The 17,348-nt window shown below is 62.5% G+C and carries 15 protein-coding genes; 6 read left to right on the plus strand and 9 right to left on the minus strand.

Going from position 1 to position 17,348, the window contains the following annotated elements:
- Nucleotides 1-5 precede the first annotated feature (5 nt).
- The 4 genes from cimA to ACI3KW_RS20550 all read left to right on the plus strand — a co-directional run bounded on the left by cimA (nt 6) and on the right by ACI3KW_RS20550 (nt 5,657).
- Nucleotides 6-1,622 (plus strand): citramalate synthase, encoded by a 1,617-nt coding sequence (gene cimA / locus ACI3KW_RS20535; protein WP_404849629.1) that lies wholly within the window; start codon nt 6-8, stop codon nt 1,620-1,622.
- Between the two features lie 4 nt (nt 1,623-1,626).
- On the plus strand, nt 1,627-3,345 hold the full coding sequence (locus tag ACI3KW_RS20540; protein WP_404849630.1) for a LysM peptidoglycan-binding domain-containing protein: 1,719 nt from the start codon (nt 1,627-1,629) through the stop codon (nt 3,343-3,345).
- Between the two features lie 96 nt (nt 3,346-3,441).
- Nucleotides 3,442-3,762: a helix-turn-helix transcriptional regulator gene (locus tag ACI3KW_RS20545; RefSeq protein ID WP_113123875.1), complete on the plus strand. Its 321-nt coding sequence runs from the start codon at nt 3,442-3,444 to the stop codon at nt 3,760-3,762.
- Entirely contained in the window at nt 3,762-5,657 is a 1,896-nt protein-coding gene (locus ACI3KW_RS20550; protein ID WP_404849631.1) for an ABCB family ABC transporter ATP-binding protein/permease, read from the plus strand. The genes ACI3KW_RS20545 and ACI3KW_RS20550 overlap by 1 nt, the downstream gene beginning before the upstream one ends.
- Before the next feature lie 64 nt (nt 5,658-5,721).
- Here the strand turns inward: ACI3KW_RS20550 and ACI3KW_RS20555 are convergent, their stop codons facing one another.
- A complete protein-coding gene (locus ACI3KW_RS20555; protein ID WP_404849632.1) occupies nt 5,722-6,117 on the minus strand; it encodes a hypothetical protein in 396 nt (131 codons plus the stop codon).
- Nucleotides 6,118-6,125: 8 nt separating this feature from the next.
- On the opposite strand from ACI3KW_RS20555, the gene ACI3KW_RS20560 reads away from it, so the two are divergent.
- A complete protein-coding gene (locus ACI3KW_RS20560; protein WP_404849633.1) occupies nt 6,126-6,368 on the plus strand; it encodes a hypothetical protein in 243 nt (80 codons plus the stop codon).
- Nucleotides 6,369-6,495: 127 nt separating this feature from the next.
- Entirely contained in the window at nt 6,496-6,975 is a 480-nt protein-coding gene (locus ACI3KW_RS20565) for a hypothetical protein (RefSeq protein ID WP_404849634.1), read from the plus strand.
- Here the strand turns inward: ACI3KW_RS20565 and ACI3KW_RS20570 are convergent.
- The 8 genes from ACI3KW_RS20570 to ACI3KW_RS20605 form a co-directional block, all read right to left on the minus strand.
- Nucleotides 6,891-10,238 carry an efflux RND transporter permease subunit gene (locus ACI3KW_RS20570; protein ID WP_404849635.1) on the minus strand — a complete coding sequence of 1,116 codons (3,348 nt, stop codon included), beginning with the start codon at nt 10,236-10,238 and terminating at the stop codon, nt 6,891-6,893. The two genes, ACI3KW_RS20565 and ACI3KW_RS20570, sit on opposite strands and share 85 nt — an antisense overlap.
- Nucleotides 10,235-11,497, minus strand: coding sequence for an efflux RND transporter periplasmic adaptor subunit (locus tag ACI3KW_RS20575; protein WP_404849636.1), 1,263 nt, complete (start codon nt 11,495-11,497; stop codon nt 10,235-10,237). The genes ACI3KW_RS20570 and ACI3KW_RS20575 overlap by 4 nt, the downstream gene beginning before the upstream one ends.
- 14 nt (nt 11,498-11,511) lie before the next feature.
- Nucleotides 11,512-12,060, minus strand: coding sequence for a PadR family transcriptional regulator (locus tag ACI3KW_RS20580; RefSeq protein ID WP_113123869.1), 549 nt, complete (start codon nt 12,058-12,060; stop codon nt 11,512-11,514).
- Nucleotides 12,061-12,377: 317 nt separating this feature from the next.
- Nucleotides 12,378-13,202 carry a 3'(2'),5'-bisphosphate nucleotidase CysQ gene (cysQ, locus tag ACI3KW_RS20585; protein WP_404849637.1) on the minus strand — a complete coding sequence of 275 codons (825 nt, stop codon included), beginning with the start codon at nt 13,200-13,202 and terminating at the stop codon, nt 12,378-12,380.
- Nucleotides 13,199-14,077 carry a carboxylating nicotinate-nucleotide diphosphorylase gene (gene nadC, locus ACI3KW_RS20590; RefSeq protein WP_404849638.1) on the minus strand — a complete coding sequence of 293 codons (879 nt, stop codon included), beginning with the start codon at nt 14,075-14,077 and terminating at the stop codon, nt 13,199-13,201. Before nadC ends, cysQ begins: the two co-directional genes overlap by 4 nt.
- 71 nt (nt 14,078-14,148) lie before the next feature.
- Nucleotides 14,149-14,934 (minus strand): SDR family oxidoreductase, encoded by a 786-nt coding sequence (locus tag ACI3KW_RS20595; protein WP_404849639.1) that lies wholly within the window; start codon nt 14,932-14,934, stop codon nt 14,149-14,151.
- A 51-nt stretch (nt 14,935-14,985) separates the two neighbouring features.
- Nucleotides 14,986-16,257 carry an AGE family epimerase/isomerase gene (locus tag ACI3KW_RS20600; RefSeq protein ID WP_404849640.1) on the minus strand — a complete coding sequence of 424 codons (1,272 nt, stop codon included), beginning with the start codon at nt 16,255-16,257 and terminating at the stop codon, nt 14,986-14,988.
- A 113-nt stretch (nt 16,258-16,370) separates the two neighbouring features.
- Complete coding sequence (locus tag ACI3KW_RS20605; RefSeq protein ID WP_404849641.1) at nt 16,371-17,330, minus strand: class 1 fructose-bisphosphatase; 960 nt, start codon at nt 17,328-17,330, stop codon at nt 16,371-16,373.
- Nucleotides 17,331-17,348: the final 18 nt, after the last annotated feature.

Below are 17,348 nucleotides of genomic sequence, written 5' to 3' on the forward strand. Positions count from 1 at the left end.
CTAAAATGCCCAAAGAACGCCTCTATATCTTCGACACCACCTTGCGCGACGGCGCCCAGACGGCCGGAATCGAGTTCTCGCTCGAGGACAAGATTTCCATTGCCGGCCTGCTCGAGCAATTGGGTGTCGACTATATTGAGGGCGGCTATCCCGGCGCCAATCCGGTCGATACCGAGTTCTTCGAGCACAAGCGCACCAAGCGCGCCAAGTTCACCGCTTTCGGCATGACCAAGCGGGCAGGGCGCTCTGCTGCCAACGATCCGGGCATTCAGGCGCTGCTCAATTCGCGCGCCGATGCCACCTGCTTTGTTGCCAAAACCTGGGATCACCAGGTCAAGACCGCGCTCGAAATCAGCCTCGGCGACAACCTCGAAAATCTGCGCGACACCGTCGCTGCTGCCGTCGCGGCGGGCAAGGAAGCCCTGATCGATTGCGAGCATTTCTTCGACGGCTTCAAGAGCAATCCCGATTACGCCCTGTCCTGCGTCAAGACGGCGCTGGATGCCGGCGCGCGCTGGGTCGTGCTCTGCGACACCAATGGCGGCACCATGCCGTCAGAAGTTCGCGACATTGTCGGCAAGGTGCTGGCCGTCGCCCCCGGTGATCACCTGGGCATCCACGCCCATGACGATACCGGCCAGGCCGTCGCCAACACGCTGGCGGCCATCGAGGCCGGCGCGCGCCAAATCCAGGGCACGCTCAACGGCATCGGCGAGCGCTGCGGTAATGCAAATCTCATCACCATCATCCCCACCCTGGTGCTCAAGCCTCTGTTCGCCGACCGTTTCGAAACCAATATCGATGCGGCCCGTCTCGAACGGCTGACCCAGATTTCCCGGGCTTTCGACGACCGGCTCAACCGCGCGCCCCAGCGCCAGGCGCCCTATGTCGGCGCCTCCGCCTTCGCCACCAAGGCCGGCATCCACGCCTCCGCCCTGCTTAAGGATTTTTCCAGCTACGAGCATGTGCCGCCCGAAAGCGTGGGCAATGAACGCGCCATCATGGTCAGCCAGCAGGCCGGCAAATCCAACTTGCTGACCGCCTTGGCCCGCCACGATATCGTCCTCGCCAAGGACGATCCGCGCCTCGAAAAGCTGCTCGCCACCGTCAAGGAGCGCGAAGCGCGCGGCTATTCCTACGATGGCGCCGACGCCTCTTTCGCCGTTCTCGCCCACGAAGTGCTCGGCACATTGCCCAGCTATTTCACCGTCGAAAACTACCGCGCCAGCGTCGAACGCCGCCACAATGCCCAGGGCGAAGAGATCACCGTCACCGAAGCCGTGGTCAAGATCCGCGTCGCCGGTGAATTGCTGATGTCGGTGGCCGAAGGCAATGGCCCGGTCAACGCGCTCGATCTGGCCATGCGCAAGGACCTCGGCAAATATTCGTCCCGCATCGAGGATTTGGAACTGGTCGACTTCAAGGTTCGTATTCTGGACGGCGGCACGGGCGCGGTCACCCGTGTACTGGTCGAAAGCCGCGACGGCACCGGCGAGCGCTGGTATACCATCGGGGTTTCCCCCAACATCATTGATGCATCCTTTGAAGCTCTATATGAATCCATCACATATAAGCTGTTGAAGACTGAAGCGGCGCAGGGGACAACAGAAAAGGTGGCATAACCTGGTGGCGCAACGCGCCGCCTATTTCGTCCCGGAGGAAAAACTGGCCGATCCCACACCGAACCAACCCTTGGCTCTCACCCTTGGTGCAGCGGCGGTTACCCTTGTGGTTGTCATCGGCGTGTTGGCCGGCCCCTCCGTGGTCAGTTGCTTTAACGGTGAAGGCAATATGGGCCAATGCCTGCGCGGCAAGATGACCGATGCCGGCATTCTGCCCAGCCAGAGCACGGCCCTTGCCACCCCCGAGCAAACAGCGCCGGAACCAACCGCCGCCACGCCCGCGCCGGAGGCCCCCGCCACCTCGCCCCAACCCGAAGTGACCCCGCCAGCGGCCCCCGAAGCACCCGGCGATCTCATCTCCGCAACCTTCGGCCTGCTTCGCGCCGAGCCCGATGGCTCCGTCGTCATTGCCGGCAGCGGCACGCCCGGCAGCGAAGTCCAGGTCTTCTCCAATGGCGATCTGCTGGGCCAAACCACGGTAGAGCCCAGTGGCGATTGGGTCCTGGTGCCCGATGCGCCTATTCCGCCCGGCGGCACCGAGATCACCCTTGGCGAAGCCGGCAAGCCCGGCCAGTCGGCCGAAGCCTTCGTCGTCGTCATCAACCCGGACAAATCCAGCGAGCCTCTCGTCGTCGCCAGCACCCCCGGCGCCGCCAGCGAAGTGTTGCAGGGCCTGACAACCCCGCCGGCCGGCCAAAGCACCGACGTTGCTACAGCCACCCCCGCGCCGGCCCCGGCCCAACCAGACGCTACCGCGCCCGCCCCAACCGAGCAGCCAGCCGCGGAACCAGCTCCAACCCAGCCCACACCGGCTCCCGGAGCAACCACGCCACCTGCAACGTCACAGCCAACAGCAGAACCCACGGCTGAGCCGGCTACCACGGCGCAACAGGCCACCGCGCCAACGCCCGAAGCGCCAGCCGCAAACGCTGAAACAGCCGTCGCCGCTGCCACGCCTGCGCCCACGACACCCCCGGCAGCCTCGGAGGCCGCCACAATCGTCCCGCCGACCATCGATGCCATCGAAATCGAGGGCGACCGCACCTTCTTCGCCGGCGGCGGACCGGAAGGCGCCACCATGCGTCTTTATGTCGATGACACCTTCATTGCCGACGCCACGGTCTCCGACGGCCGCTGGCTGGTCGAAGCCGGCAATGTGCTGACCAAGCCCAGCCAACGCATCCGTGTCGATATGCTGCAACCGGGCTCTGCCCAGGTCGCCTCGCGCGCCGAAGTCGATTTCGTCGTCGACCTGCCCAAGGTTGAACCTCCAGTTGCCGTGGCGCAGGCCGACCAGCCCAAAACCGCTGCGCCAGCTCCGGCCGCTGAAGCCAGCGCACTGGCTCAACCAGCAGCGGCCCCAGGCGAACCAACGCAATCGCCAGCCACCAGCCAGTCCGCCCCGGCGGCGTCCACCGAGCCTAGCCCGGCCCAGCCCGCCGCATCGCCAACCGAGCCCGCTACTTCCTCGCCGCCAACGGCGAGCGACGAAACCAGCGTCCCCACCATGGTGGCAACCGCTATCGGTGACCCCGAAGCCGCACGCTTCGCCTCCGGCAAGGCCATCATCCGCACTGGCGACAACCTCTGGACCATCGCCCGTCGCGTCTATGGCGCCGGCATCAAATACACCACCATCTACGAAGCCAATAATGGCCAGATCCGCGACCCGGATCGCATCTATCCCGGCCAGGTTTTCGATCTGCCAAGCGAGGCGAACTAAGCAAACGCAATGGCCCGCTGAAAAGCGGGTCATTGAACTTGCGCCCGCGAACCCCATCTTCTATCGTAAATCAACGATCAAAAAAGCCGAGCTCGGATGCGCGACGACGATATTGCCACTCTCCTGCGGGCACTGGGCCATCCGGTGCGCCTCAATATCCTGCGCATCCTGGCGACGCAGCAGCAGGGGCAGTGCTGCTGCGCCGACGTGACCGAATCCCTGCCGCTGGCCCAGTCCACCGTATCCCAGCACATCAAGGTGCTGCTCGATGCCGGGCTGATCACGCGCCAGCCGCGTGGCACGCGCAATTGCTACATTGTCCAGCATGATCGTCTGGCCGAACTGGGTGCCGCCTATTCCGGCATGCTCGCCGGCCTCACCCCCGCCAGCCCCAAACTGGAAGCAGAGCCGGCCTGATGACTATAGACAGCACGAACAAGAAGCCGTCCGTTAGCGCGGACGAAGGCTCGGTATTTTCCACGGTCAAGAACCTGTGGTCCTATATGTGGCCCGAAGACCGCCCCGATCTGCGCCTGCGCGTCGTGCTGGCCATTGGCGCGCTGCTGCTCAGCAAGGTCGCTACCACCTTCATTCCCTTCGCCTATAAGGGCATCATCGATAGCCTCGATGGCACCGCGCCCGATAGCGGCATCGTGCTGGGCCTCGCTATCCCCATCGTCCTGGTCATCGCCTATGTGCTGGGCAACATCTTCGACGCCGGCTTCCAGCAATTGCGCGACGTATTGTTTGCCAGCGTCGGCCAGAATGCCGTACGCAAGCTCGCTCTGCGCACCTTCCACCATCTTCATGCCATGTCGCTGCGCTTCCATCTGGCGCGCCGCACCGGCGGGCTGAGCCGCGTCATCGAGCGCGGCACCAAGGGCATTGAAACCATTGTGCGTTTCACTATGCTCAATATCGCGCCCACCCTGGTCGAATTCATCATCACGGCCGTGATCTTCGTCTGGATGTTTGGCTTCAGCTATCTTGGCGTGCTGGTGGTGATGATCTGGGGCTATCTCTATTTCACCATCAAGGCCTCGAATTGGCGGATTTCCATCCGCCGCGACATGAACAATTCGGACACCGATGCCAATGGCAAGGCCATCGATTCCCTGCTCAATTTCGAGACGGTGAAATATTTCGCCAACGAGAAGATGGAGGCCGAACGCTATGACGCCTCCATGGCCGGCTATGAGCGCTCCGCCATCCGTATCTGGACCTCGCTGGGCTTTCTCAATTTCGGCCAGGCGCTGATTTTCTACGCCGGCTTCCTCATCATCTCGGTCATGGCCATCAATGGCGTCATGAACCGGACGCTGACCCTGGGCGATTTCGTCCTGCTCAACACCTTCCTCATGCAGGTCTATCGCCCGCTGAACTTCATCGGTTTCGTTTATCGCGAGCTGCGCCAGGGCCTCACCGATATCGAGGAAATGTTCAAGCTGCTCGATCAGGCCCCCGAAATCGTGGACAAGCCCGACGCCAAGCCATTGGTCATTTCCGGCCCGGTGATCCGCTTCGACGACGTGACCTTCCACTACGATCCCGATCGCCCCATCCTTAAAGGCGTCAGCTTCGAAGTCCCCGCCGGCAAGACCGTCGCCATTGTCGGCCCCACCGGCGCTGGCAAATCCACCATTTCCCGGCTGCTCTACCGCTTCTATGACGTCACCGGCGGCGCCATCACCATCGATGGCCAGGATCTGCGCGACATCACCCAGGAAAGCCTGCGCTCGGCCATTGGCATGGTTCCCCAGGATACCGTGCTGTTCAACGACACGATCGGCTACAATATCCGCTACGGGCGCCCCGATGCGTCCGAAGAAGAAGTCCGCGCGGCCGCCGCCATGGCCCAGGTCGGCCCCTTCATCGAGACCTTGCCAAAGGGTTATGACACCCCGGTCGGCGAGCGCGGCCTAAAACTCTCCGGCGGCGAAAAGCAGCGTGTCGCCATCGCCCGCACCATCCTCAAGGCGCCCTCGCTCCTCATTCTCGACGAGGCCACTTCGGCCCTCGACACCAAGACCGAGCGCGATATCCAGTCCGCCCTCGATGTGGTCTCGAAAAACCGCACCACGGTCGTCATCGCCCACCGCCTCTCCACGGTCGTCAACGCCGACGAAATCCTCGTCCTGCGCGACGGCGTCGTGGCCGAGCGCGGCAACCACGTCGCCCTGCTGCAAAAAGCTGGACTCTACGCCCAGATGTGGGATCGCCAGCGCGAAGCCACCGAAGCCGAAGAACAACTCCTCCGCACCGCCAACGATCCCGACGGCTTCGTCAAACGCGGCCTACCAGCAGCGGAGTAGGGGCGGACACGGCCTCATGGTTTGACAAGCTCACCATGAGGTCTACTCTTAAGCTTGGAGCCAATCAGTAGACCTCATCCTGAGCTTGTCGAAGGACAAGGTCGTGGCGCGTCCGTCGCCCACCCACAATGTCATTCCCGCGAAAGCTGGAATCTCTGTTTGCTGCGCCAGGGCTGTAGCGACACTTGTCGCCAGGCAACGCGGCGGCCATAGTCCATCCATGCAGGATATATCGGTCATCCCCGCCACGCCGGACTAAAAGCCGCTCGTGGCCAATCTGATCCAGCTCTATCTCCACGACATGACCGAGTTCATGCCGTTCCCGGTCGAGCCAGATGGTCGCTTCGCCTACGATTTCCTCGACCGCTTCTGGCGCTTCCCCTATCGAATCATGGCAGGCAACGAGATCGCCGGCTTCGCTCTGGTCATCGACGAATGCCCCCTGACCGGCCGCAACCATGCTTCTTCATGGCCGAGTTCTTCATCCTCAAAGCCTATCGGGACAGGGGCACCGGCCGCGCCGCCCTCGCCGCGATCCTCGCCCGCCACCCCGGCAACTGGCACATCGCCACCCCCCTCGCCAACACCGCCGCCCTCGCATTCTGGCAAAAGGCCGTGGCGCCACTGAACGCGGCGACGACCAACATCCAGTTCGAAGGCGACATCTGGCGGCTGAATGCTTTCACCGTGTTCCCAAGTCTAGGTACGTGATGTACTGTTCAGATAGGACGCCCTTCCCAAACTGCCGCCGGGTTTAATGGGCAAATGCTCTCATTTCGCGACCCGTTCACGGTTGGCGCGTAATCGGCGGACGTCGGCCACACGAGCGGATCGTGCCATGTCCTCCAGAATTGATCGCGACAACTTCGCATTGCTTAAGACTGCGTTGAGAACCATCTTGCCCAAGGTGGGATCGTCGCACGCCGACGAGGCGCTTGCGGCCTATTTCGGCTACCGAACCTACGCCAGCCTGAAGGCCGTGCCCCCTGATCCTCCGGCGTTCTTGGATGTTGAGGGAGACCCTGAGCAACTTGTCTCACGTCTCTCCGCTCTGGGCCATAGAACGCGACCCTTCGAGGTGCAACGTGCTCTGCGCCTGTTCGAGAGTGAAATGATGGGCCGCGTGTGGGAAAATATCCGTCGCATGGCTGCGACGCCCGCTAACGACAACCGCCTTAAAACAAAAAAGGCCCGCATCACTGCGGGCCTTTCCAACTCATTCCCTAACGGACATCACTCCGCCGCTTCGGGCCGGCTGACGATGGTCACGCCGTTCTTGTCCTTCTCGACCAGCCCTTCTTCCTTGCTGACGATGTAGCGCTTGGCGCCATCGGCATCGGCGGGGATTTCGACGGCCATGCCATCGAACCCGGCCGGCACCGCGGTCTGCTTGCCGCCATTGCGCGCCGAGTTGATCATCTTGCCAAATTGGCGGATGACCCAGCCGATCTGGCCCTTCATCACATGCGGGGCTACCACCATCACCGGCACCATGACCAGGGTCAGGGCGGTGGAGACGAAGAGGCCCGACACCAAGGCCGCCGACAGGTGGATGAACCACGAACCAGCCAGGCCGCCCACCACGATTTCGCGGCGGATGAAGTCGAACTCCACATTGAGCGCCATCGGGATAACGCCCAGCGCCGTCACGGTGGCGGTCAGCAGCACCGGCCGGACACGCTGGCTGATGGTCAGCAGCATGGCCTTGATCGGCTCCACCTTTTCGTCGCGGTTATAGTGGTTATAGGTGTCGATCAGCACGATGCCGTTCTTCACCACGATACCCGCCAGTGCCACGATGCCCAGGCCCGTCATGATCGCCGAGAAGCTCATCCCGGTGACCAGCATGCCGAGCAACACCCCGCCCAGCGACATGATCACAGTGGTCAGCGTCACCAGCACCTGCCAGAAGCTGTTATATTCCAGCAGCAGGATGAAGAAGATCAGGAACATGGCGGCGCCGAACGCGGTGATGATGAACGCGTTGGTGTCGTCAACCTGCTCCGCCGCACCGCCATAGACGATCTTGACGCTCGAGGGGAAGTCCTGCGTTGCCTGCCACTGCTGCACCTCGGCCACCTTGGCCGCGGTGTCGAGGCCCGGCTCCAGATTGGCCGCCACATTCATCGAATAGAGCCCGTTGCGGCGCGAAATATTCGCCACTTTTGGCACTGCTGTGCGCTCGATGAAGTTGGAGACCGGCACCAGACCCTGTGATGTCACGATGCGCAGCGAGTCAAGGGCATCGAAAGTGCGCTCGCTTTCCGGCAGGCGGACCTTGATGTCGAGTTCGTCAGTGCTCGAGCCGTCATCCGGGCGGTAGGTGCCCAGCGTCACGCCGGAGGTCACGAGCTGCACATAGGGGCTCAGCTCGCGCACGCCGATACCATACTTGGCTGCTTCGACGCGATCGATCGTGACCTGCCAGTCGATACCGGGGGCAGGGCGGCCGTCTTCCACGTCGATGGCGCCGCCCAGATCGTGCTCGATATAGTCACGCAGCTTGGCCACGGTTGGGGCGATATCGGCATAGACAGTGCCTTCCACCCGGAGGTTGATGGCCTTGCCGGCCGGCGGGCCGTTTTCCTGCGCCGCGATCTGCACTTCGAGGCCGGAAATATGGGCCACGCGCTCGCGGATGGCCTGGAAGATTTCCTCGGCCTTGATGCGTTCATTGTAGTTGATCAGCTGCAGGTCGAACGCGCCAACCGTGTCGGGCGGTGCCGACGCACTCATGCCATCGCCGCCGCTACCGGTATTGACGAAGCGCATCACCACGTCCTGGATACCCTGCACCTGCAGGATTTCGGTTTCCACCTCCATCAGCAGGTCGCGGATTTCGGCCGGCGAGTAATTGCCGCGCGTGATCACGTTGACCGTGCCGAATTCGGGCTCTGAAGCCGGGAACGCCTCGGTGCCGGTCGGGTTCGACATGTAGGCGACGAACATCGCCGCCACCAGCGCGAAGCCGATACCCAGCGTCAGGATCGGTTGATGCAGCAGGTGCTCCATCGCCCGCACATAATAGCCGGTAATGCCGCCGACCTTTTTGGGGTCGAATTTGTCGGCATACATCACAACGTCGGCGGCTTCCTTGTGCTTCTCGTCGATATGGCTCGATGCGATAAAGGCGCCGATGATCGGCATGAAGATCAGTGCGGAGACCAGCGAAGCCACCATCACCACGATCACGATGATCGGCAGATAGCTCATGAACTTGCCGATAATGCCCGGCCAGAACAACAGGGGCACGAAGGCACCCAGCGTGGTGAAGGTGGCCGAAACCACCGGCACGAACATCTTCTTGGCCGCCAGGATGAACGCTTCCCGCTTGGAAACGCCCTCCTGCAGCTTTCGCTCGGCATATTCGACCACCACGATAGGGTCGTCCACCAGCACGCCCACCGCGAGCACCAATCCGAACATGATCATCATGTTGATGGTCATGCCCAGCATTTGCACCACGAGGAACGCCATCATGAACGAGATCGGGATCGACATGCCGATCATGATGGCCGGGCGCACGCCAAGGGTGGCGACGCAGGTGATCAGCACCAGCGCCACGGCAGTCAGCACCGCTGCTTCCAGCGAGCGGAACAGGTTCTTGGTGGAGTCGGCCTGGTCGATCAGGAACGAGGTCTGCACGCCCTGCGGCCAGTCCTTGGTGAACTCCGCCGTCACGCGCCGCACTTCGTCGGACACATTGATGACGTTGGTACCCAGCTTCTTGGAGACGCCCAGCGTGATAGCCGTCTGGCCGTTCACATGGGCATATTGGGTGGCGTCCTCAAAGGTGCGGGTAATGGTCGCCACGTCGCCGAACGTCACGACAGTGTCGCCCGAAGCCTTGAGGGGCAGGGTATAGACGTCCTCGACATTCTTGATCAGGCCCGGCACTTCCACGTTGAACGAGCCGCGGCCCGTGTCGAGCGTGCCGCCAGGGACCACCATATTGTTCTTGGCCAGTGCGTCGAGCAGTTGCGTGGCGGTCAGGTCATAGGCTTCGAGACGATTTTGGTCGATGGTGACTTCCATCATCTCGTCGCGCTGGCCCGAGATGGTCACGGTCTGGGCGTCGGGAATACCCTCCAGCTCGTCCTGCAGGTCCTTGGCGCGCTGCACCAATTCGCGTTCGGGCACATTGCCATAAACCGCGACATAGATGACCGGAGTGTCGGTAAACGAGATTTCGCTGACGACCGGTTCCTTGGCCTCGGTCGGCAGGTCGGCGGATACACCCTCGAGCGCCGCGCGGATATCGTTCAGCGCGGTGTCCTTGTCGGCATTGACGTTGAATTCGAGGAATACCGAGGCATGCCCGGTGGTCGCGGTCGAGGTATAGTTCTCAAGGTCGTCGATATCCTTGATCCGGTCCTCGATCGGCTTGACGAGCAATTGCTCGGCGTCGCGCGGCGACACGCCGGTCTGGGTTACCGAAACGTAGAAATAGGGGATGTCGATGGCCGGGAAACTCTCCTTGGGGAGGGTGACATAGGCCATCAGCCCCGCGCCGAGGAGCAGCACCATGACGGTGAGCACCACGCGCGGCATTCGCAGAATGCGTTCGAGGAAGTTGATCATGAAGCGGCCCCTCCGGCTGCAACGTTGGTAGCGGCCACGGTCTGGCCCTCAGTCACATATTCCTGGCCCACGGTGATCACGTCGACCGACGCGGGCAGCCCCATCACCCAGATGCCGTCACGCGTGTCGCTGACGATCTGCACCGGGTAGAACTTCACTTTTTCATCTTCCACGGTCCGCACTCCCAGAACGCCATCATCGCTGAGCGTTAGGACAGATTGTGGCAGTAGCTGTGCCGGAGCCGACCCCATATTGACGGTGGCCTGGGCGGTGACGCCGTCACGGATCGCGCCATCGGGATTGGCAAATTCGATTTCCACCGGGAACGAGCGGGTCGCGCTGTCAGCGGTCGAAGCGATATAGGTCACCTTGCCGTCGGCGGTCTGGCCGGTAACTGTGCGGATCGAGGCCGTCAGGTCCGTCTTGGCCAGCGCGATGCGGGCTTCGGGAACCTGGCCCAGGAAGCGCATCGGGTCGAGCTGCACGATGGTGGCGCAGGGCGAGCCCATGGCCAGCATGGCGCCTTCCGAAACGATGGGGTCCTGCACCACGCCGTTCACCTTGGCGAGGATCCGCGTGCGGTCCAGTTCGGCATTGGCATTGTCGAGCGCGGCCTGGGCCGAACTCACATTGGCCTTGGCCGAAGACAGGGCCACTTCCACGGCCCGCGCCGTATTGGCGGCAGCCAGCCCGCGATTGCGCAGGCTTTCATTGGTGTCATAGTCGAGCTGGGCCTGGTTCAACCCTGCATTGGCCTGCTCCAGTCCGGCTTCCGCCTGTGCCACCGCAGCGGCGCGAGTGCCCTGGTCCAGCGTGCAGAGCAGGTCGCCCACTTTGACATTCTGCCCCTTGACGATGTTGACCTCGTCCACGATGCCGGCCGTTTCGGCCACAGCGGAAACGCTCGCCTTGGCGGCGGTGCGGCCGCGCAGCGGCACTTCGATCGACATCGGCTTGGCCACATAGGTGGTGGTGCGAACCGACTGCAGCTGCGTGGCCGTACCCATTTCGGCTTCATTGCGCTGGGCGATGGTCAGGGCCGGGTCGACCGTCGTCGATGGTTCGTGATGCGCCAGCACGCCGGCATCGGCCAGTGTCGTGGCGATGGGGCCATGCTCCTGCCCTTCGACCACTGAAACGATGGAACGCTCGCCCTTGCCCGGCCCGTTCCCGCCCATCACCAGAGTGCCAGTCGCCAGCCACAACCCGGCGCCAACCAGGATGAGCAAGGCAAGACCGTAAGAAAGCAATGCACGCATGAGTATTCGCCCCTCTATTCAGCCGCTTCTTTTTTCGGCTCGGCTCGCGCCATTGTGATCAGTTCGTGCATATGGGAGCGCAGGTGGTTCTCTGCAACCTCCATCATGGCACGCCCATAATTGATTACCCATGTCTCGGCAGCATTGGTGCCATGCTCTCCGAGAAACCCGTCAAGCATCTCCCGCTTGTTGGTGAACTCGTTGAGAAAATCGGTAACGCGTTCTTCCACCAGCTCTTGTGGCAAAAGATGTGCGTAACGCGCGAACAGCAAAAACGGGCTGCGGAACATGTTTGGTGCCAGCGGTTCGCTTAAATGATGTACAAAAGCGAGCCGTCCGGCCTCGGTAATGGAGTAGATTTTTTTTGTCGGCTTGCCGTCCTGAGTCTCGCTGCGGCTGGTCACCAGCCCATCATCCTCAAGCTTGGCGAGCGCCGGATAGATCGAACCGAAGCTGGCCTCCACGAAATAGGCGCATTCGCCGTCCGTGCACTGCCGCCTGATCTCGTAACCGGTCGCGTCCCCGTTGTAGAGGATGGAAAGGCATAGGGTTCTGACGTTCATGTAGCTGCAGCTCCGCCGGCGCATATGCCGGATCGATATATGCCGGGGCTATATATGTCTGCTGAAGATTGCGCAAGCATTGCGAACGTGGAAGTCGCGCCGAACAGTTAAGGCCCTGCCAATGACCACGGCAATCGGGCAGATTCAATACTTGTGACTATGCTTGCCGGAACAATAACTTAGTTCCAGAGCGAGTAACCGCGCCGGCCACCAGCCTTGCGACAATTAGCCCGCACAATACCAAAGCCGGCAAGCCCCGCCCCATCCCTCCCCCTGTCAGGGAGAGGCTAGGAGGGGGTACTCCGATGCCCTGATTCCTACCCCAGGATCGAGCTCATCTCCGCTGCCGCCCGCCGCGCCAGGTCAAGGCTCGACGCTGCCACGAAATACGGATTCAAAAACCCGATATCGTGCTTGCCATAGCGCATGCGCTCGCCGTCGAGCGTCACCACTGCGCCGCCTGCCGCCTCGAGCACGGCCTGTCCCGCCGCCGTGTCCCATTCGCAAGTCGGCGTGAATCGCGGATAAAGCTGCGCATCGCCTCGCGCCAACAAGCAAAATTTGAGCGACGAGCCGACCGACACGTCGCTCTCCACCGCAAAGGTCTCGCACAGGCTCGCCAGCGCCGCATGCCCGTGCGAGCGGCTCGCCACCACCCGCATAGGCGCCGCCGTTGCCACCGAAATCACCCGCTTGCCCACCGCAATGCCGCTCGAGGTATCGCAGGCATAGGCCCCGCTCGCATCCCCGATAAAGGTTTCCCCGCTGACCGGCGCCAGCACCACGCCCATCACCGGCACACCATGTTCCACCAGCGCGATATTCACCGTGAACTCGCCATTGCGCTTGATGAATTCCTTGGTCCCATCCAGCGGATCGACCACGAAATAACGCTCGCCCAGCACGGGAATGATCCCCGCCGCCACGCTTTCTTCCCCCAGCACGGGAATGCCGGTGGGCCGCAGATAATCAAGGATCACCGCCTCTGCCGCAGCATCTGCCTCCGTCACTGGCGAACCATCCGACTTGGTCACCGCCGCAATCGGCCGGCTATAGACGTCCAAAATCAGCTTCGCCGCCGCAATGGCCGCCTGCAGCGACAGGTCCGTGAGCGATTGATCCACCGCCGTCACCACGCTCATCGCGCCGCCCCGATCTCGACATCGAGCCCCAGATCAAGCGGCACCGCCGCCATGGTGATCTGGCTGGTCGAAATGAAATCGATCCCCGTTTCGGCAATCGAGCGCACCCGGTCCAGCTTCACCCCGCCCGAGGCTTCCAGCTTTGCCCGGCCTTTATTCAGCGCCACCGCCTGCCGCAACAGCTCATTGTCCATATTGTCGAGCAGCACGATCCGCGCCCCCGCCGCCAGCGCTTCTTCCAGCTCGGCCAGGTTCTGCACTTCGATTTCGATCGCCACCAGATGCCCGGCAAATGCCTCGGCGGCCTGGTAAGCCGCCGTCACGCTGCCCGCGACGGCGATATGATTGTCCTTGATCAGGATCGCGTCATCCAGGCTATAGCGATGATTGGCCCCGCCACCGCAGCGCACCGCATATTTTTCGAAGGCCCGCAGCCCCGGCGTCGTCTTGCGCGTATCGCAAATCTGCGCACCCGTGCCCGCCACCGCATCGGCATAAACCCGCGTCAGGCTCGCCACTCCGCTCAGATGATTAAGGAAGTTCAGCGCCACCCGCTCCGCCGACATCACCAGCCGCGCTGGCCCGCTCACGGTCGCCACCAAACCACCCGCAGCCACCCGGTCGCCATCCGACAGGGCAGGGGTGAACACCACCCCATCACCCACCAGCCGAAATGCGGCCGCCGCCAGATCAAGTCCGGCAATCACCCCCGCCTCGCGTGCCGACAAGCTCGCCGTCGCTACCGCATCCGGCGCCAGCGTCGCCTGGCTGGTCAAATCCCCCGCCAGCCCCAGATCTTCCTCCAGCGCAGCGGCAACAGCGCGCTCCACCAACAGGCGCGGCAAATGAGCAGGCAGGCGGGACGTAACGGGCATAGCGCGATCTCACTATAATGGCGCTGATGTACGCGCAGCGTGCATGCCATGCAAGTCAGCCGCGAAAGCGGTTACCGCAACAGGCTCTGCCCGCCATCGATCCAGATCGGTGTTCCCGTAATATGCTTGGACGCATCGGTGGCTAGAAACAGCACCGCATCGGCAACGTCCTGCGCCTTGCCCTTTTCGCCGCCAGTCAGCGGAATATCACCGTCAGGGAACTCCACCGGAATCTCGATCCGTGCAGTGTCCCGCTTCTCCGTATTGTCCGAAATCTCGCTTTCGATCGCGCCGGGGCAGATCGCGTTGATGCGGATGCGCCGGCTGCCCAGTTCCAGCGCCAATTGCTGCACCAGCGCCACCTGTCCCGCCTTGGTCACCGAATAGGCGCTGGCGCCCGGCGTGCCGAAGCTGCGCGTCCCATTGATCGAGGAAATCACCACGATCGATCCGCCCCCCGCCGCTTCCAGATGCGGCACCGCATGATGGATCGTCAGATAAGTGCCCCTTAGGTTCACCCGGATCGTGGTGTCCCATTCCTCCGGCGTGAGGCTCTCGATCGGCGCCCAGACGCCATTGATCCCGGCATTGGCCACCACGATATCGAGCCGGCCATGCTTGTCGACGATCTCGCCAATCGCCCGCCGCATCGCCGCGTCGTCGGAAACATCGGCGGCGATGGCCTGCGCCTTGCCACCGGCCTTGGTGACTTCGGCCGCGGTTTGCTCCACCTCGTCACCGGTCCGGCTCAGCGCAATTACCGTCGCGCCCGCCGCACCCAGCGTCAGCGCCGCCGCCTTGCCAATGCCCGATCCGGCGCCGGTCACCAGCGCCACCTTGTTCTGCAATTCATCCATCCGCGCCTCCTGTTACAGGACCGCAACGCACGAAGGCGCGGATGGTTGGCGTCAATGCGCGATCTTGGCCGTGTGATCCGCCTCGATAATCCCTTTGGTCAGGCTCCCATTGGCCGGATAAAGCGGGATCAAACACGCCTGCAGCGCGTGATAAATATCCGGCTTGCCCACAAACAGCCGCGAGGTTGGCGTCAGATCTTCCTTGAGCTCGCTCAGCCAGCCGCCGCGCGCATGGTCGATCATGTGGTTGTCGGCAAAGTCCCACAGCTTGCGATACCAGATCTGGAAATAGTCATCCCGATCATAGGAGGTGAGGAACGACGCCGCCCCGATCCCCTCGGCCAGGGGCCACCACAGCTTCTCGCGCATCACCGGCTTATTGTCCCAGTCCAGCGTGTAGAAGAACCCGCCATGGACCTTGTCCCAGCCCAGGTCGATTGCCGCGCGGAACAGATGCCGCGCCGCATCGGTCAGCCAATGCAGCCGCTTTTCCCCAAGCACCCAGAGCTGGATCAAGAGCCGCGCCCATTCCAGCCAATGGCCCGGCGTCGTGCCGGCTGGGCGGAACATTTCATTGCCCAGGTAATTCTTGTCGAGCACCCAGTTCTCGTCGAAATGCTCGGCCACCCGATAGCCCAGGGAAGCGGCATGCTCGGCAATGATCAGCTTGGCAATCGCCTCGGCCTTGGTCAGATAATCCTTGTTACCCGTCGCCTCGAACGCCGCCATCAGCGCCTCGGTCATATGCATATTGGCGTTCTGTCCGCGATAGGGCAGGAGCTTGGACCAGTCCGAAGTATACTCGTCCTTCACCGCACCCCGGCTCACATCCCAGAAGCGCGTATTGATCACCTCGGTCACGTCCGCCAGCATCTGGTCGGCCAGCGGATGCCCCACCAGCTTGGCGCTCGATGCCGCCAGCAGCACAAAGGCGTGCCCATAAGCTTGCTTCGACCCGTCCTTGACCCCGTCATTATCCAGCGACCACACATAGCCGCCGCGCCTCGTGTCGCGATGCTGGTTCCAGATATATTGCATGCCATGGTCGAGGATTTCCCCCGACCCTGGCCGCCCGATCAGGCTGCCGATCGCCGCGCAATGCACCATGCGCGTCGTGCCGTGAATCTGCCGGGTGGAATTGGCCGCATCCAGCGGCTTGCCCGCATCATCCAGCTCGAAAAACCCGCCCTTGGGATTGAGCGACGCGGCTTCAAAAAAATCGAACAGATTGTTGGCCTGCCGCATCAGCCATTGCCGATGAAACGGACGCGTATTCCACGGGCCCGAATTGGTCTTGGGAAGGGTATATTGCGCGTCGCTCATGCTGGCTCCGGTCTCGCCGCTGCTATTGGACGCTTGTATACGGGCGGAATAAGAACGTTGCAATTTCGATTGCAGGCCATCCCCTTGGCATTACGCAGGATTGTGCCGGCCAACTACGCTTTCGCGTAAAACGCCTCAACCCGGCTCACTTCCTCCGCCGAGCCCAAGATCACCGGCACCCGCTGGTGAATCCCCGTGGGCTGCACATCCAAAATCCGCTCATGCCCGGTGGTAGACTTCCCCCCCGCCGCCTCCACCAGCAGCGCCATCGGATTGGCCTCATACAGCAGCCGCAGCCGCCCGCCCTTGCTCACCGTCTCGCTATCGAGCGGATAAAGGAAAATCCCGCCCCGCATCAGGATGCGATGGATATCGGCCACCATCGACCCCACCCAGCGCATATTATAGCGCTTGCCCGCCGCCCCGGTTTCCCCGGCCACGTTCTCGGTGACATAGGCCAGCGTCGCCTTGTCCCAAAACCGCTCCCGCGCCGTATTGATCGCGTATTCCCCCGACGCCACCGGCACTTTGACGCCGTCCAGCGTCAACACAAACTCCCCGCTGCCATCCAGCGTGAACACACTCGTCCCCGTCCCGAATGTCAGCACCAGGCTCGTCGCCGGCCCATAGGCCGCATATCCCGCCGCCAGCTGCGCCGAGCCCTTCTGCAGCAAATCAGGCTTGGCCGGATCGACCCCCAGCACCGAAAATATCGTGCCCACAGTGACGTTTACATCCAGATTCGAAGACCCATCCAGCGGGTCCGTCGCCACCATGTAGCGGCCCTGATTCTCCATGTGAACGGCTTCATCCAGCTCTTCGGACACCAGAATCGAAACATCGGCATTTGCCCGCAAGTGCTTGAGCACAATGTCATTGCTGACGACATCGAGCTCCTTCTGCGCCTCCCCCTGCACATTGGTATGCCCCGCCAGTCCCGTCTGCCCGGCAATCGGCGCCAACCGCAACACCGCCGCAATCTCCGCACTCGCCGCCGCCATGGATGCGACAACACTGGCGAGCTCCGGCGCCACATTCTGCGCAGCAAGCCATTGGGCGAGGGAAGTGGTCATGATGCTCTCATTCCTAAA

The organism is Devosia sp. ZW T5_3 (genome assembly GCF_044987315.1).
In the GTDB taxonomy this organism is placed as follows: Bacteria; Pseudomonadota; Alphaproteobacteria; order Rhizobiales; family Devosiaceae; genus Devosia.

What these genes read in the sequence shown, in the direction of transcription:
- cimA (WP_404849629.1), top strand. Translation starts at nt 6, where the DNA reads ATGCCCAAAGAACGCCTCTATATCTTCGACACCACCTTGCGCGACGGC.
- ACI3KW_RS20545 (WP_113123875.1), top strand. Translation starts at nt 3,442, where the DNA reads ATGCGCGACGACGATATTGCCACTCTCCTGCGGGCACTGGGCCATCCG.
- ACI3KW_RS20550 (WP_404849631.1), top strand. Translation starts at nt 3,762, where the DNA reads ATGACTATAGACAGCACGAACAAGAAGCCGTCCGTTAGCGCGGACGAA.
- ACI3KW_RS20555 (WP_404849632.1), bottom strand. Translation starts at nt 6,117, where the DNA reads ATGGTTGCGGCCGGTCAGGGGGCATTCGTCGATGACCAGAGCGAAGCC.
- ACI3KW_RS20560 (WP_404849633.1), top strand. Translation starts at nt 6,126, where the DNA reads ATGGCCGAGTTCTTCATCCTCAAAGCCTATCGGGACAGGGGCACCGGC.
- ACI3KW_RS20565 (WP_404849634.1), top strand. Translation starts at nt 6,496, where the DNA reads ATGTCCTCCAGAATTGATCGCGACAACTTCGCATTGCTTAAGACTGCG.
- ACI3KW_RS20570 (WP_404849635.1), bottom strand. Translation starts at nt 10,238, where the DNA reads ATGATCAACTTCCTCGAACGCATTCTGCGAATGCCGCGCGTGGTGCTC.
- ACI3KW_RS20575 (WP_404849636.1), bottom strand. Translation starts at nt 11,497, where the DNA reads ATGCGTGCATTGCTTTCTTACGGTCTTGCCTTGCTCATCCTGGTTGGC.
- ACI3KW_RS20580 (WP_113123869.1), bottom strand. Translation starts at nt 12,060, where the DNA reads ATGAACGTCAGAACCCTATGCCTTTCCATCCTCTACAACGGGGACGCG.
- cysQ (WP_404849637.1), bottom strand. Translation starts at nt 13,202, where the DNA reads ATGAGCGTGGTGACGGCGGTGGATCAATCGCTCACGGACCTGTCGCTG.
- nadC (WP_404849638.1), bottom strand. Translation starts at nt 14,077, where the DNA reads ATGCCCGTTACGTCCCGCCTGCCTGCTCATTTGCCGCGCCTGTTGGTG.
- ACI3KW_RS20595 (WP_404849639.1), bottom strand. Translation starts at nt 14,934, where the DNA reads ATGGATGAATTGCAGAACAAGGTGGCGCTGGTGACCGGCGCCGGATCG.
- ACI3KW_RS20600 (WP_404849640.1), bottom strand. Translation starts at nt 16,257, where the DNA reads ATGAGCGACGCGCAATATACCCTTCCCAAGACCAATTCGGGCCCGTGG.
- ACI3KW_RS20605 (WP_404849641.1), bottom strand. Translation starts at nt 17,330, where the DNA reads ATGACCACTTCCCTCGCCCAATGGCTTGCTGCGCAGAATGTGGCGCCG.